This window comes from Maribacter sp. LLG6340-A2, assembly GCF_045057105.1.
Lineage (GTDB): Bacteria > Bacteroidota > Bacteroidia > Flavobacteriales > Flavobacteriaceae > Maribacter.
This window is the reverse complement of sequence record NZ_CP159332.1, coordinates 288,260-304,422: the sequence shown is the minus strand read 5'-3', so window position 1 is coordinate 304,422 and position 16,163 is coordinate 288,260. Positions and strand designations below refer to the sequence as shown.

The 16,163-nt window shown below is 37.7% G+C and carries 10 protein-coding genes; 9 read left to right on the top strand and 1 reads right to left on the bottom strand.

All coding sequences use genetic code 11. The features are described 5' to 3' along the window. Positions 1-18 precede the first annotated feature (18 nt). The 3 genes from ABVM52_RS01330 (at position 19) to ABVM52_RS01320 (ending at position 8,201) form a co-directional block, all read left to right on the top strand. Positions 19-3,177, top strand: coding sequence for a SusC/RagA family TonB-linked outer membrane protein (locus tag ABVM52_RS01330; RefSeq protein WP_405382951.1), 3,159 nt, complete (start codon positions 19-21; stop codon positions 3,175-3,177). An 11-nt stretch (positions 3,178-3,188) separates the two neighbouring features. Then, positions 3,189-4,682 (top strand): SusD/RagB family nutrient-binding outer membrane lipoprotein, encoded by a 1,494-nt coding sequence (locus tag ABVM52_RS01325; RefSeq protein ID WP_405382949.1) that lies wholly within the window; start codon positions 3,189-3,191, stop codon positions 4,680-4,682. Between the two features lie 201 nt (positions 4,683-4,883). Further along, positions 4,884-8,201, top strand: a complete 3,318-nt coding sequence (locus ABVM52_RS01320) for a VCBS repeat-containing protein (protein WP_405382947.1) — start codon at positions 4,884-4,886, stop codon at positions 8,199-8,201. Between the two features lie 8 nt (positions 8,202-8,209). Here the strand turns inward: ABVM52_RS01320 and ABVM52_RS01315 are convergent, their stop codons facing one another. After that, positions 8,210-10,315 (bottom strand): thioredoxin domain-containing protein, encoded by a 2,106-nt coding sequence (locus ABVM52_RS01315; protein WP_405382945.1) that lies wholly within the window; start codon positions 10,313-10,315, stop codon positions 8,210-8,212. A gap of 226 nt (positions 10,316-10,541) precedes the next feature. Between ABVM52_RS01315 and ABVM52_RS01310 the strand changes: the two genes are divergently transcribed. The 6 genes from ABVM52_RS01310 (at position 10,542) to ABVM52_RS01285 (ending at position 16,161) form a co-directional block, all read left to right on the top strand. Beyond that, positions 10,542-11,402 carry an AraC family transcriptional regulator gene (locus ABVM52_RS01310; RefSeq protein ID WP_405382943.1) on the top strand — a complete coding sequence of 287 codons (861 nt, stop codon included), beginning with the start codon at positions 10,542-10,544 and terminating at the stop codon, positions 11,400-11,402. A 106-nt stretch (positions 11,403-11,508) separates the two neighbouring features. After that, entirely contained in the window at positions 11,509-12,819 is a 1,311-nt protein-coding gene (locus tag ABVM52_RS01305) for an L-fuconate dehydratase (protein ID WP_405382941.1), read from the top strand. A gap of 10 nt (positions 12,820-12,829) precedes the next feature. Continuing rightward, positions 12,830-13,603 carry an SDR family NAD(P)-dependent oxidoreductase gene (locus ABVM52_RS01300; RefSeq protein ID WP_405382939.1) on the top strand — a complete coding sequence of 258 codons (774 nt, stop codon included), beginning with the start codon at positions 12,830-12,832 and terminating at the stop codon, positions 13,601-13,603. Positions 13,604-13,642: 39 nt separating this feature from the next. Further along, a complete protein-coding gene (locus ABVM52_RS01295; protein ID WP_405382938.1) occupies positions 13,643-14,500 on the top strand; it encodes a fumarylacetoacetate hydrolase family protein in 858 nt (285 codons plus the stop codon). Next, positions 14,500-15,330, top strand: coding sequence for an amidohydrolase family protein (locus ABVM52_RS01290; RefSeq protein WP_405382936.1), 831 nt, complete (start codon positions 14,500-14,502; stop codon positions 15,328-15,330). Before ABVM52_RS01295 ends, ABVM52_RS01290 begins: the two co-directional genes overlap by 1 nt. A 54-nt stretch (positions 15,331-15,384) precedes the next feature. Continuing rightward, positions 15,385-16,161: an SDR family oxidoreductase gene (locus ABVM52_RS01285; RefSeq protein ID WP_405382934.1), complete on the top strand. Its 777-nt coding sequence runs from the start codon at positions 15,385-15,387 to the stop codon at positions 16,159-16,161. Positions 16,162-16,163 lie beyond the last annotated feature (2 nt).

Here is a 16,163-nt window from a genome sequence, read left to right as displayed (position 1 = left end):
AATTTAAACAATTCAATAATGATTCAAAAATTCAACTATGTATTGCTGTTTGTGGCTATGCTGTCCTTTCAAGGGGCATTTTCACAAGCGGTTTCAGGTACAATAACAGACCAGTCGGGAACTCCCCTCCCTGGTGTGAACGTTGTAGAAAAAGGTACTAGCAATGGTACATCCGCAGATTTTGATGGTAATTATTCCATTAATGTTACTGATGGTTCTGCTACCTTGGTATTTAGCTCTATCGGTTTTACCAAAAAAGAAGTTGCGGTATCTGGCCAAACCGTTATTAATGTAACCTTGGAGGAGGATGCAGAACAGTTGGGCGAGGTAATTGTAACGGCACTAGGTATTAAAAAGGAGGAAAAGGCCTTAGGATACTCGCTTACACAAGTGGATGGTGGTGAGCTATCCGGTGTAAAAACGGTAAGTGCCATTAATTCATTACAAGGTAAGGTAGCAGGTGTTAATATTACAGGTTCTGCAACCGGTGCTTCGGGTACCAGTAATGTGGTTATTCGTGGTGCTTCTTCTGCTAGTGGTACCAACCAACCTTTATATGTAGTAGATGGTATTCCTATCAACAACCAGAATTTAGGATCTGCCAGCCGTTGGGGCGGTGCGGATTTTGGTGATGGTATTTCTAGTATCAACCCAGATGACATTGAAAGCATGAGTGTTCTTAAAGGTGGTGCCGCAGCGGCATTATACGGTTCAAGAGCGGCAAATGGTGTTATTATCATCAATACAAAATCTGGTAAACAGCAAAACGGTTTCGGTGTTGAATATTCAAGTTCTTTGTTAATGGAATCTGCTATGACAGATTTGTACGATTTTCAAAAAGAATACGGTCAAGGAACCAATGGTGTAGCACCAGCTGATAGATTAGAGGCCTTAGATGCCGGTATTAGTTCTTGGGGTGCCAAATTAGATGGGTCAAGTGTTGTGCAGTTTGATGGGGTTAGTAGACCGTATAGCAATGCAGGTGATAACGTAAAGAACTTTTTTAATACAGCTACCACATTTACCAACACGGTTGCAGTAAGCAAATCTGGTGAAGGGTACAACTTTAGGTTTTCAGGTACAGATTTAACCAACTCGGATATAACGCCAAATGCTGGTTTAAATAGAAAATCGTTCTCTATTAATGCCGGTGTGGTAATGAACGAGAAATTAACTTTGGACATTAATGGAAAATATGTCATAGAAAATGTAAAGAATAGACCAAGATTATCAGATTCTCCAGGTAACTCCAACTTTACGGTAGCATTATCACCAGCAAACGTAAACGTGGCAGATTACCAGCCAGGTTTCTTTCAGGAAGGAACAACCGTTGCAGGTTTAGATTCAAGACCAGGATATAACGAAGTTGGTTCTGAATATTTAATTTCAACCGCAAGTACCTATCACCAAAACCCATACTGGGTAACTGAAAGATTTAACAACGAGAGTGACAAAAACAGATTTATTGGCTCCGGTACGTTAAGATATGAATTAACAGATTGGTTATATGCAATGGGTAGAGCTGGTATTGATCAGTATACGGCAAGCATTACCAATGTAGAACCTTACGGAACTGCATATAAGAACTTGGGTGGTATGACAGAAACTACCTATAATGTATCTACCGTAGATGCAGATGTAATTTTAGGTATAGAAAAAGATATTACTGAAAAGTTTGCAACGAACATTGTTTTAGGGGCTAACAGTAACACCTTCACCAATGAAAGAACAGAACTAAACGGTCAGGATTTTGTAATTCCTGATTTGGTAACCATTGGTAACGTTGCCAGAAAGAATTACGGGTACTCGTTTTCAAAAAACAAAAGATCAGGTGTTTACTTTTCTACGGAATTATCTTATGACAACTATTTATATCTAACGGTAACAGGAAGAAATGACTGGTTCTCTACCTTATCTTTAGCAGGTAAGACCTCTCCAAACTCTTACTTCTATCCATCGGTTAGTTCAAGTTTCATATTTTCTGATGCTTTTCAAATGCCAAGTTGGATTACTTTTGGTAAAATACGTGCAGGATATTCTGATATAGGTGGTGGTGCTAATGATCCATACCAACTATCATTGGTATACGGTATTAATGATACCTATACGGCTACGGGAACTCCTGTTTCCATTGGTGGTGTTGGTGGTGCGGATTCTAATAAGCTTCCAAACATTAACCTTACGCCTTTTTCCAAATCTGAATATGAAATAGGTTTTGACCTTAAGATGTTCAATAATAGATTAGGTCTTGATGTAGCCTATTATAACAATAAGACTACAGATGATATTGTACCAATAGATATTTCTAGAACTACAGGCTTTACAAAAGCGGTCATCAACATTGGTGAAGTAACCAACCAAGGTATAGAATTACTTTTGACAGGTGCTCCGGTTAGAACGGAAAACTTCAACTGGGACGTTACGTATAACCTAGGTTATAATGAAAACTTGGTAGTTAAGACAGATGATGATGACAACCCAATTTTTGCAGGAGACCAAGCAACAGGTGTCAATGTACAGTCTGGTGCAATAGTTGGTAAGCCAATAGGTGCATTGTACGGTACGTCTTTCATTAGAAATGAAGCAGGTGAAATTCAATATGATAGTAACGGTACGCCGTCTATAGGAGAAAATAAATTCTTAGGAAACGGTGTGGCACCTTATTCAATGGGTCTTACCAATAACTTCCGTTATAAGGACTTTAACCTTAATTTCTTGATAGATGCTAAGTTTGGTGCTGAAATAGCTTCAGGTACAAGTGCTTATGCTACATATTATGGCGCAAGTAAAAATACGTTGGAAGGAAGGGAAAATGGATTATCCGTTAGTGGTGTAGATGCAGATGGTGCTCCTTTTTCAACTACTATTGCTCCAGAAAATGTAAGTTCTTACTACCAGAGAATTTACTCTATAGCAGAAGCCCATATTCAGGATGCGGACTTTATAAAACTTAGACAACTTAGTTTGGGCTATAATTTGCCATCTAGTGTAATATCTAAAACTTTCTTGAAGAGCGCCAACATTTCCTTGATCGCTAGAAATTTATTCTACATCATGAGGAATACACAGGATATTGATCCAGAATCTTCATTCAACGCTAGTTTTGGTGCAGGTTTAGAGCGTTTTGGTCTTCCTTCAACTAGAAGCTACGGATTAAGTTTAAATGTTAAATTTTAAAAAGGAAAACTATGAAAAATATATTTTATTTAGCGGTATTTTCAATGCTCTTCTTCACGTCTTGTGATAAAGGTTTTGAGGATATCAATGTAGACCCTACATATGCTCCAACCTTAGATGTTAAATACAAATTTCCACAAGCTGTATTATATACGGCAGGACAACGTTATGAGTCGTGGAGGGGTAATTTTATTTATTGCTCCGTAATGATGCAGCACCTGGCTAGTACCCAAGGGTATTGGAACGGGGATAAATACACCTTAAGTACCGGTTATGCAGGTGCTTTATGGGAGGCGGAATATCCACAGGCTATCAAGACCTTGGAAGATATGAAGGCTCAGTTAGAAGCTGATGAATTGACAGCATCTCCAGAATATGCAATGGTTAGGATACTACGTGTATTCTCCTACCATAGGTTAACTGATATTTATGGTGATATTCCTTACAGTGAAGCCGGTAAAGGTTTTATTGACGGGGTATTAAGACCTGTTTATGATGACCAAGAGTTCATTTATAATGATATGTTGAATGAGCTTAAGGAAGCATCGGATGCTTTAAACGGTGGTACTAGTGCTTTGGGTACTTCTGATATCATTTTTAATGGTGATTTGACCAAATGGAAGAAATGGGCCAACTCTATGATGTTGCGTTTAGGTTTACGTTTGGTAAAAAGAGATCCGGCCTTGGCTCAACAATGGGCTCAAACTGCTATAGAAGGTGGTGTAATGACTTCTAATGAAGATATTGCCTATGTTATTCACCAGACCGGTAACGGAATATTACAAAACGGAAATAGCGAAGTATTTTTAGCGGACCGTTCTTCTAGAATTAGTAAGACTTTTATGGATTTCTTACAAGGAGACCCAAGAATGCCGGTTTTAGTAGCATTGCCAGATGGTAACAATGATGTTTCCGTGCAAAAAGGATTGCCAAACGGGTATGATGGTACTACTATTGCAGATGCACCTGGTGGAGATGATATGTCTACCTATTCTGAAGTAAATTCTAATATCTTACAAGGATTGGATGCTCCTATGTTCTTCCAAACATATGCAGAGGTTGAGTTTATGTTAGCGGAATCTGCCGTAAGATGGGGTCTAGCTGGTGGTGCTGCCGCTGCAGAAGACCATTATAATGCAGGGGTTACTGCTGCAATGAAGTTTTTGGAACTATATTCTGAAGACGCTGCCATTGACGATGCGGATATTGCTGCGTATTTAGCGGATAATCCATATGATCCAGCAAATGCTTTAGAGCAAATTAATACTCAATATTGGGCGGCAACGTTCCTGAATGAATATGAGGCCTTTGCTAACTGGAGAAGAACAGGGTTTCCTGTATTGACTCCTGTGAACTATCCTGGAAACGTTACCAATGGTACTATTCCTAGAAGGTTGACCTACTTTACCGGAGAGGCAGTTACCAATAAAGAAAATTATGATGCGGCCGTTGCAAGTCAAGGTCCGGATTTGTTGACCACTAGAGTTTGGTGGGATGCTGAATAATTTTAAAATATGAAATCTGTATTAATAGCTAAGTTTTTAGTACAGATACAAGTGTTGAGTTAGTGTAATGAAAAGGGGAGATTTGTAAAAATCTCCTTTTTTTATTTTCGGATTTTATAAAAAACGATAGAATTCTAAATGAATTATTTGCTAATTTCCTCTGTTCTATTATTGTATTAAAACCCTATTGAAATTAAGTCCATGAAGAAAATTATTCTTTTAACGCTTTTTATGTCCGTATATGTAAATGGCCAACATAATAAGCTGTTTCAGTACATGCCGGCTAGACAGACCAATGTTGATTTTAATAACAAATTAAAACCTACAGATGAAGCAAATTTTTTCATCTATGATAATTTTTACCAAGGAGCAGGAGTGGGTATAGGGGATATAAATAATGATGGTTTATTGGATATTTATTTTTGCGGCAATCAAGAAAAGGATAGGTTATACATAAACAAGGGAGATTTTGTTTTTGAGGATATTACCAAGAAAAGCGGCATTTTGGCGGTCGATGAAGGTTGGTCCTCATCCGTATCTATGATAGATATTAATAATGACGGACTCTTGGATATTTATGTCACAAAAGAATTATATGATGATCGCCCAGATTGGAGACGTAACAAATTATATATCAATAAAGGAAACAATACATTTGTGGAAGAGGCTCAAAAAGTAGGCTTGGGAGATACTACAAGAACTCGCGGAGCTGCGTTTTTAGACTATGATCTAGATGGTGATTTAGATGCCTTTTTGTTAAGGCAACCTCCAAATCCTGGGTTATATTCTAAATATAAGGTCTTGTCGGATAATGGCAAACTGACAGATAATCAATACGCACCACAATTATATGAGAACAAGAATGGGGTATTTATAAATGTATCCAAGGAAGCCAATGTCCTTAGTCCTTCATATGCCAATGCCGTTACTGTGGCAGATTTTAACAAAGACGGTTATCCAGATATTGTGGTAGCCAATGATTTTGATGCTCCAGATGCGCTTTTTATCAATCAAGGCGATAAGACATTTAAAAATGAATCCAATACCGCATTTAAACATACTTCTTATTATGCCATGGGAGTAGATGTTGCCGATATAAATAATGATATGCTATTGGATGTGTTTACGGTAGATATGGCGGCCAATGATAATTTTAGGCTAAAATCTAACATGAGCGGTATGAATCCGGATCAGTTTTGGAAAATTGTAAATAAGGGGTGGAACCATCAATATATGTACAATGCCCTGCAAATGAATAATGGTAATGGTACATTTAGTGAGATTGGGCAATTGTCCGGTGTTTCTAGTACGGATTGGAGCTGGTCTCCCTTAATTGCCGATTTTAATAACGATGGCTACAAGGATATATTCGTGTCCAACGGTATTGTTAGGGATATTAGAAATACAGATGCAGATGTAAAAATAAAACAGTATATCAATAAAAAATTACAGGAATATGTGGCCAAACATGGCAATGCCAATTATAATTCTTTATGGGATGTTGTAGACCATAATGAAATGGTTGAACTATTTCCTTCAACTAAAATGCAGAACAAATCCTTTAAAAATGAAGATGGATATCAGTTTCAAGATGTCTCGGACAGTTGGGGAATTGACAAAAAAACGTTCTCTAGTGGAGCCGCCTATGGAGATTTGGACAATGATGGTGATTTGGATTTGGTGTTGAACAATGTCAATGAAACAGCACATATTTTAAGGAACAATACAAAGGGCAATTTTATAAGATTGCAACTGGTAGACCCAAAAAATAAAGTAGTTCTAGGGGCAAATGTCCATATTTTTTATGGTGATGAAAAAAAACAATATGCAGAAACCACTAGTGCACGTGGCATGTTTTCTGCAAGCGAATCTGTTGTTCATTTTGGTCTTGGAAACCACACCGGTATAGATAGCTTAATTGTTAATTGGCCAAGTGGTTTACGGTCTGTAGTATATAATCCTGAAATAAATCAGCAGATTACAATAGCGGTCGGTTCGGCAACGAAATTTACAAAAAAATCAGAGAAAAAAGAACCGGAATGGTTTACCGATCATACGGATAAAAGTACCTTGAAGTTTAGACATAAGGAGAACAAGTTTAATGATTATGCGCACCAGGTTTTATTACCGCACACTATGTCAGAATTTGGTCCTGCATTGGCCGTAGCGGATATTAATAATGACGGATTGGATGATGTTTTTGTAGGAGGTGCATTTGGGGAAAAGGCTGCACTGTTTCAGCAAGATGAGCAGGGGAACTTTACAAGTGTGAACGACCGTTTATGGGAAGGTGAAAAAAATTACGAGGATGTAGACGCCGTATTTGTTGATGTAAATGGTGATGGCTATAAAGATCTCTTTGTGGTAAGTGGTGGTAATGCTTATGTTAAAAATGATATTCACTATATGGATCGTCTTTACTTAAACGATGGTAAGGGTAATTTTAATAAAGGTGCTTTGTTAAACGGAAAACCTATAAGTGGGTCTGTGGTAAAAGCTATGGATTATGATAACGATGGTGATATGGACATTTTTGTAGGAGGCAGGCATATACCGTACCAATACCCTATTCCTAGCTCAAGTTTGTTATATATAAACGAGCAGGGGCAATTAATCAATAAAACAGATGAATTGGCACCTGAATTAAAGAATATAGGAATGGTTACCGATGCTATTTGGTCTGATCATGATGCAGATGGTGATCTAGATTTATTTTTGGTAGGGGAGTGGATGCCTATTACAGTATTGAATAACGACCAAGGAAAGCTTTCCAAAACCGAGGTCAGTGATTTTAAGAATACTGCAGGATGGTGGAATAGTCTGCAACAGGGCGATTTTGATAATGATGGGGATATGGATTTTATTGCAGGTAACCTAGGGTTGAACAATAAATACAAAACGACCAAAAAAAACCCGTTTGATGTCTATTATGACGATTTTGACGGTAATGGAAGCAGTGATATTGTCTTAGGATATTATAACAATGATAAGCATTTTCCATTAAGGGGTTTTTCGTGCTCATCTCAACAAATTCCAAGCCTTAAAGATGAATTTAAAAAGTATGACTTATTTGCCTCTTTAGAGATTGATGAGGTTTACGGTAAGGATAACTTAGAAGAGGCCTTGCATTATATGACCGATACTTTTGCATCAATCTATATTGAAAATTTAGGTAACGGTAGGTTTCAGCAAAAAGCATTGCCCGTACAGGCACAGTTTTCAAATATTGAAGATATGTTGGTGCAAGACTTTAATAACGATGGCAATTTAGATACAGTGATTGTAGGTAACAACTATGGTTTTGAAGTAGAAACGCCAAGAAATGATGCGGGTACTGGGCTATTGATGTTGGGAGATGGTAAGGGTGCTTTTACACCAAAAACCATTAATGAAACCGGATTGTTTATCAATAAGGATGCTAAAAGAGTAAGGTATTTAAGGGGCAGGGAATCTAACTTTGTTATAGTCGCCAATAATAATGATGAAATTCAGATTATAAAGATCAATACTAAGGGCTGAGTTTTCAGTTATTCCATTTGTAATAACGCTTCTTTTACGGTAGCAACGGGTAATTTACATGTACTGTTCTGGCAGACGTATATATAAGTTTCGTTGTTGACAAATCTACCTTCAAACAAGGGTAGGTTACTCTTATTGGGCGTTCCTATAATTAATGTATTTGGCGTATAATGGGCCGTTAAGTCTTGCAATAGCTTTTTGGCATCGTTGCCTACAATGGCTACTTCATAATAAGGATGTGTTTTTTTTAATAATAAAGAGCCCCATACACTATAACTGTTTAATTGGGAAAGTAATTGGGGCTGTACGGTTTTCAGCATTGAATCACTCTTTTCCATATAATCTTTACGGTATAATAAATGGCCCAATCTTAACAAATTTAGGGCCATTACTGAATTTGGGGAAGACATAACCCCATCATCCGTTTTAATGATTTTTGCAATATGTTTACTGTGGGAAGTATAGCGATATAGAGAACTTACTTCATCATAAAACAAAGTGTTGGCGTGCGCTAACAATTCTTGGGCAAAATTAAGGTCACTTTGGTCAAGGCTAACGGAATATAAATTCAGTGACGCATTGATTAAAAATGCATAATCCTCTATAAAGCCATTTGTATTCAGTTGATCGTTCACCATTGAATGGCTAAGTGAACCTTTTAAATACATTTTTGTTTTAATGAAGTCCATGGTTTTTTGGGCTTCTTCCAAGTAATTTTTTGAACCAAGGGAACGGTATGCATCAATATAACCGGTAATCATTAAGGCGTTCCAGGAAGCAATAATTTTTTTATCGATATGTGGTGCAATACGTAATTTTCTATGGGTCTTTAGCGTGCTGATCCATTGGTTGCGTAATTTAATAAAATCGTTTAGGTTAAGATGATGGGTTTTTGCAAACTCTTCCTTGTTCATGGAGTTATGCAACACATAGTTGCCGCCTTCAATCTCATCCTGTATATCAATATTAAAGTATTTGGCAAATAGGTCGTACCTTGTGGTAATGACCTTGCTAAGTTCTGCTTCGCTCCATAGATAATAGGCTCCTTCTTTGCCGTCACTATCGGCATCTATAGTTGCAAAAAATCCTCCAGCGGAGTTTTTCATTTTAGATTCTAGGAATGCAAGGGTGGTTACAACGACTTCTTTATAGGAGTCTTTTTTAAATACGCTATACGCCTTTGCGTATAGGCTTACAAGTTGCGCGTTGTCATAGAGCATTTTTTCAAAATGAGGCAATTTCCAATAGGGGTCCGTGCTATATCGGTAAAATCCACCTTCTATATGGTCATTAATTCCGCCTAATAATAATCTGTCCAAAGTGGTTTCCACCTGTTTCAGTGCAGCATCGTTTTTAAAAAGAATACCGTAATCCAATAAAAAGGTCAAATTTTCCGGAAGCATGAATTTTTCAGGAGCTTTTGTTCCGCCCCAAATCGTGTCCCATGAATTTTGCCACTCATTAACGCTTTCAACCAATTGGTCCTTAGTGGCAAAATTAGTAGTGTTGTCCGCAACAGTTAGGTTTAGTGATGCTATGCCATCTGTAATTTTATTACCAAATTCGTATAGTTTTTCTGGGGTATTGGAATATAAATCGGCAATTTTCCTCAGTATGCCCATCCATTGTTCCTTGGTATGGTAAGTGCCGCCGTATAAAGGTTTTCCATTAGGAAGTAAAATTACGTTTAAGGGCCAGCCTCCTTGACCTTTAATTAATTGCACTGCGGTCATATACAATTGATCAATGTCTGGTCGTTCTTCCCTGTCCACCTTTATATTTATAAAATTGGTGTTCATTAACTGGGCAGCCTCTTCATCTTCAAAAGTTTCCTTTGCCATAACATGGCACCAATGGCAAGAGGAATAACCCACGCTTACAATAATCAATTTGTTAAGTTGTTCCGCTTCTTTAATAATAGTGTCGCTCCAAGGTTGCCAATTTACAGGGTTATGGGCATGTTCCAATAAGTACTTACTGGATTCATGAATTAACCCATTGGTAAAGGGGTGAGATTCCTGAATGTTGGGTTCTTGGCCCATTGCGATCACACATGCAAAAAGTATGGCGAGTGCGGTAGCAAAAGTAGTTTTTTGGGTTTGGGAACGGGTCATTTTAAACGCATTGGATATAAAAGTAAAAATACCGTATTTATTCTAGAAATTAGTTGGTGATATACTCTTGTGAATCAAATTAATCATGAACAATTATCTTTTATAATCGAGAGAGAATGGTGTAAAAATTAAGAAAATCATTATTCTTTGTTTAAAAATCAAATTCAACATTAATACTATTTATACAATTCGTAAATTCATGTACTTTTAAAAACCAATTGCATACGTGAAATTACATCTGCTAAATAGAACAAGTGAGTTAAATAGGTCTTTGACCATAAACCGGGAAATTAAAAGTAATTTTTTAAGGGTTTGGCATTACCATCCAGAAATAGAATTGGTCCATGTTATTAGAAGTTCTGGTACCCGTTTCATAGGGGATAATATTGAAAGATTTACGAGTGGGGATTTAGTATTAATCGGGAAGAATATTCCGCATATGTGGTTAAATGACGATGCCTATTTTGAAGAGGAAAGTGGATTGACGGCCGAGGCTATTTCCGTGCATTTCTTGAAAGATTTTTTAGGGGACGGTTTTTTGGATGTTCCTGAAATGAATAAAATTTCACAGCTTTTGGATCGGGCAGAGTTGGGTATAAAATTTAATAATGTTGATGAAGAAATAATCCATAAGATTAAGGTTTTAAATGACTTAAGGCCTATTGATCAAATAATAAGATTATTGGATATTCTTGCGCTGCTATCCGATCATGAGGATTATGATTTACTTTCAAGTCTTGGGTTTTTAGATTCTTTTCGTAGGACGGAGAACAAAAGATTGGATCAGATATATGAATTTATATATGAGAACTTTAATTCTCAAATAAGTGCTGGGGATGTAGCTGACAAGATAGGGATGAACAAATCTGCCTTTAGTAGATACTTTAAAAAAGTACATCAAAAATCGTTCACCAAATATTTGAACGAAATGCGTATTGGTTATGCCTGTAAGTTAATGTTGAATGATGAGGAGAGTATTACGGGTATTGCATTTTTATCTGGGTTTAACAATATTTCCAATTTTAATAGGCAGTTTAAAATTATAAAGGGCATTACGCCAACCGAGTTTATTTCAAAGTATAAATAGAAATTTCTTAGCATAAGGTGATGCAAAAAAAGTATAGGTATTAGTGGCTAATTCATTTGTAGTGGATTTCAATTCAATTTAACTTTCAAACTTTAATGTATAGTTAATGAACAATGAAATTTTAATAGAGGATGTTTTAATAAAAGACATCCGCTTTCCCACTAGTAAGGCGCTTGATGGGTCAGACGCAATGAATCCAGATCCAGATTATTCTGCGGCGTACGTCATCCTAAAAACAAATGATCCCCTTTTGGAAGGTCATGGTTTAACTTTTACCATTGGTAGGGGTAATGAGATATGTGCCAAGGCTATAGAAGCGCTATCTTATTTGGTAAAAGGTAAGTCGTTGAAAGTGTTTACCCAAGATATGGGTGCTTTTTATAAAATGATTACGGGCGATAGTCAACTACGTTGGTTAGGTCCGGAAAAAGGTGTAATTCATTTGGCAACTGCAGCTGTGGTGAACGCAGTATGGGACCTGTACGCAAAATCCGAGAAAAAACCATTATGGAGGTTACTGGCGGAGATGACGCCTCAAGAACTGGTTAAATGTATAGATTTTACCTACATTACAGATGTAGTTACACCAGATGAGGCCTTAAAACTTCTTACCGATAAAGCGTCCACAAAAAAAGAACGTATAGCGTATCTTTTGGAAGAAGGCTACCCTGCATATACCACTTCTGCTGGTTGGTTGGGGTATTCTGACGATAAGATGCGGAACTTATGTAAAGAAGCTAAGTTACAAGGCTTTAAGCACATGAAAATGAAAGTAGGTTCAGACCTTAATGATGATATGCGTAGGGCAGGTATCATAAGGGAAGAAATAGGTGAAGGTTTACAATTGATGATGGATGCCAATCAAAAATGGGATGTAGATGAGGCCATAGATAATATGGAGCATTTAAAAAAGTTCAACCCGTATTGGATAGAAGAACCTACTAGTCCAGATGATATTCTTGGCCACGCTAAAATTGCCAAAGCCGTTGCACCCATAAAAGTGGCTACAGGTGAACATTGTCAAAATCGGGTTATATTTAAGCAATTAATGCAGTCCGGAGCAATGGATATTTGTCAAATAGATAGTTGTAGGGTAGGTGGTGTCAATGAAATATTGTCCATTTTATTAATGGCGGCAAAATTTGAGATACCGGTATGTCCACATGCTGGAGGTGTAGGATTGTGCGAATATGTGCAACATTTGTCAATGATAGATTTTATTGCCTTTAGTGGCACTATGCAAGATAGGGTCATAGAATATGTAGATCATTTACATGAACATTTTGTTGATCCAGTAATTATAAAGAACGGAGCTTACATGGCACCGGACCAACCAGGTTATAGTATAACTATGAAGTCGGATTCTATAGATACCTATTGTTTTCCCAATGGTACCTATTGGGTTTCCGAGGCATAAAATATAATGTATGAAGTTTAGTTTAGAGCATAAAACGGCAATCGTAACTGGTGGCGGTAGTGGAATTGGAAAGGCAATTTCAAAAACCTTGGCTGCCCAAGGGGCGCATGTAATAATTTTGGAAATGAGCATGCCCAATGCCGAGCAGACCCAAGAGGAAATTTTGAAGGATGGTGGAGTATCTACCGTCTATCAATGTAATGTGGCCGATCAAAAGAATGTGCAGGAAGTAGTAAGAACTATAGCCAAAGAACATACATTGGATATCTTGGTCAATAATGCGGGAATTGCCCATGTGGGTAATGTGGAACAGACCAGTGAAGCCGATTTTGACAGAATTTACGATGTTAATGTAAAAGGCGTGTACAACTGCTTATATAGTGTGGTACCTTTTATGAAGGATAAAGGAGGGGTAATCATAAATATGGCCTCGATAGCTTCTACGGTAGCGGTTTCGGACAGGTTTGCCTACTCCATGTCAAAAGGAGCGGTACTTACCATGACCTATTCCATTGCTAAGGATTATGTACAGCATGGTATCCGCTGTAATTGTATTTCCCCGGCTAGGGTACATACCCCGTTCGTAGACGGATTCATAAAAAATAATTATCCTGGCGAGGAAAAAGAAATGTTTGAAAAATTATCTAAAACACAGCCCATTGGTCGTATGGGTTTACCCGAAGAAGTTGCTAATTTAGCCTTGTATTTGTGTTCTGATGAGGCTTCTTTTGTCACGGGAACAGATTTCCCAATAGACGGTGGCTTTATTAAATTAAACGGGTGACAAATTAATGTAGTTAATAATATTTGAAGATTAGTATATATGAAATTGATAAGATTTGGAGAGGTAGGTTCAGAAAAACCAGGTATACAATTAGCAAACGGTGACCGTATAGATGTTTCATCTTTTGGGGAAGATTATACCGAAGATTTTTTTGGAAACAATGGTGTGGAAAGACTTGCTAAGTGGCTAGAAAAGCATAAGGATGCATGTGAGAGGGTAGCTAGTTCCGTACGTTTGGGCTCTCCGATCTGCAGACCTTCCAAAATCGTTTGTGTAGGGTTAAACTATGCAAAGCATGCCGCGGAAAGTGGTATGGCCATACCAAAGGAACCTGTGCTGTTCTTTAAGGCAACTTCTTCTATTGTTGGTCCAAATGATACCGTGGTATTACCAAGGAACAGTACAAAATCTGATTGGGAAGTAGAACTTGCCATTGTTATTGGTAAAAAAGCATCATATGTATCTGAAGAAAATGCTATGGATCATATAGCGGGTTATGTGTTGCATAATGATATCAGTGAAAGAGCCTTCCAATTAGAGCGTGAGGGACAATGGGTAAAGGGTAAAAGTTGCGATACCTTTGCACCTTTAGGCCCATTTGTGGCCACTAAGGAAGAAATAGAAAATCCTAATAATTTAAATCTATGGTTGAAACTGAACGGTAAAATGATGCAGAACAGTTCAACATCGGATTTTGTGTTCAATGTTCAGGAAGTGGTTAGTTATATCAGTCAGTTTATGACCCTGCTGCCTGGAGATGTAATTTCCACCGGTACACCGTTTGGTGTTGGTTTAGGACTTAACCCACCTGTATATCTTAAAGATGGTGATGTTATGGAATTGGGCATAGAAGGCTTGGGAATCTCTAAACAACAGGTAATAGATTATAAGGGATAATGGTTGTAGACAGTCATCAACATTTTTGGATTTACCATCCAGAACATCACGAATGGATTTCTGATGATATGTCCGTCATCCAAACCGATTTTTTACCACACGACCTGGAACCCATTTTAAAAGCAAATGGGGTAGACGGTTGTATTGCCGTTCAGACCGCACAAACTGAAGAGGAAACTGAATTCTTGCTGCATCTGGCCAATCAGTATGACTGCATAAAAGGAGTAGTAGGTTGGGTAAATCTTTGCGATGAAAATGTGGGTGAACGTTTAAGCAAATATGCCAAAAATAAGTATTTTAAAGGGGTAAGATGGATATTACAAGATGAGGGCGATGCCTTTTTCTATGATGCTAATTTCAGAAATGGCTTGGCCCAATTGGCTAAGCTTAATTTAACGTATGATATTTTAGTATACCATCATCAATTGTCCCACGTCCTTGAGCTGGTGCGAGAATTTCCGTCCAACAAATTTGTACTGGACCATATTGGAAAACCGGCAATTAAAGAAGGAGAATTAATCAACTGGTCTAACGCAATGCAAAAATTGGGTATGTTCCCCAATGTATGTGTAAAATTGTCCGGTATGGTCACAGAGGCAGATTGGGCAAATTGGACAGAAAAGGATATAGTTCCGTTTATTGATGTTGTTTTTGGAGTATTTGGGGCAAACAAAATCATGTTTGGCTCAGATTGGCCCGTATGTCTATTAGCTTCTAATTACCAAAATGTCAAACTGTTAGTAGACAACTATTTAAAGCAGTTAAGTGCTAAGGAAAGAGCTATGGTTTTAGGCGGTACGGCTTGCGATTTTTATTCCATACACTCTTAAATTGCAAAATTCTTATACCTTAGGCAAAACAAGTTAAAAACTTCTAACATTAAAATGGATTTATATTTAAAGGATAAGGTGGTGTTGGTTACCGGTGGATCTGCAGGTATTGGTAAGGGTATAAGTATAGGTTTGGCAGAAGAAGGTGCAATTCCGGTTATAATAGGGAGAAATAAGCAAACGGTAGATACAACCGTTGCGGAAATTGAAGGCATGGGGTATCGGGTTGGTAAGGCATATGCCGAGCTAATGGACGGTAATGCTTGCCAACAAGCTGTAGAGAAAGCAATTGATGAGTTTGGGAAGATAGACGGACTTGTAAATAATGCAGGGGTAAATGACTCGGTAGGATTGGAAAATGGTTCTGTAGCCCAGTTTACGGAATCTATACATAAAAACTTAACGCATTACTATCAAATGGCCCAATTGGTATTGCCCCAATTAAAACAGCATAAGGGATCCATTGTTAATATAGGTTCAAAGACCTCGGTTATGGGGCAGGGTGGTACTTCTGGTTATGCAGCGGCAAACGGTGGGCGCAATGCACTTACCAGGGAATGGGCGGTAGAATTATTGCCCTATGCCATTCGCGTAAATGCGGTTATAGTGGCAGAATGTTATACACCGCTATACGAACGGTGGATCAATACATTCAATAATCCTGAGGAAAAATTAGCAACGATCACCAATAAAATTCCCTTGGAAAAAAGAATGACCACAGAAAAGGAAATAGCCGATATGGTATTATTTTTACTTTCTTCACGATCAAGTCATACTACAGGACAATTAGTTTTTGTGGACGGGGGATACACACATTTAGATAAATCATAATT

Excerpts from the sequence above, each read along its gene's own strand:
- ABVM52_RS01315 (WP_405382945.1), bottom strand. The coding sequence starts at position 10,315 with ATGACCCGTTCCCAAACCCAAAAAACTACTTTTGCTACCGCACTCGCC.
- ABVM52_RS01320 (WP_405382947.1), top strand. The coding sequence starts at position 4,884 with ATGAAGAAAATTATTCTTTTAACGCTTTTTATGTCCGTATATGTAAAT.
- ABVM52_RS01305 (WP_405382941.1), top strand. The coding sequence starts at position 11,509 with ATGAACAATGAAATTTTAATAGAGGATGTTTTAATAAAAGACATCCGC.
- ABVM52_RS01325 (WP_405382949.1), top strand. The coding sequence starts at position 3,189 with ATGAAAAATATATTTTATTTAGCGGTATTTTCAATGCTCTTCTTCACG.
- ABVM52_RS01330 (WP_405382951.1), top strand. The coding sequence starts at position 19 with ATGATTCAAAAATTCAACTATGTATTGCTGTTTGTGGCTATGCTGTCC.
- ABVM52_RS01290 (WP_405382936.1), top strand. The coding sequence starts at position 14,500 with ATGGTTGTAGACAGTCATCAACATTTTTGGATTTACCATCCAGAACAT.
- ABVM52_RS01285 (WP_405382934.1), top strand. The coding sequence starts at position 15,385 with ATGGATTTATATTTAAAGGATAAGGTGGTGTTGGTTACCGGTGGATCT.
- ABVM52_RS01295 (WP_405382938.1), top strand. The coding sequence starts at position 13,643 with ATGAAATTGATAAGATTTGGAGAGGTAGGTTCAGAAAAACCAGGTATA.
- ABVM52_RS01300 (WP_405382939.1), top strand. The coding sequence starts at position 12,830 with ATGAAGTTTAGTTTAGAGCATAAAACGGCAATCGTAACTGGTGGCGGT.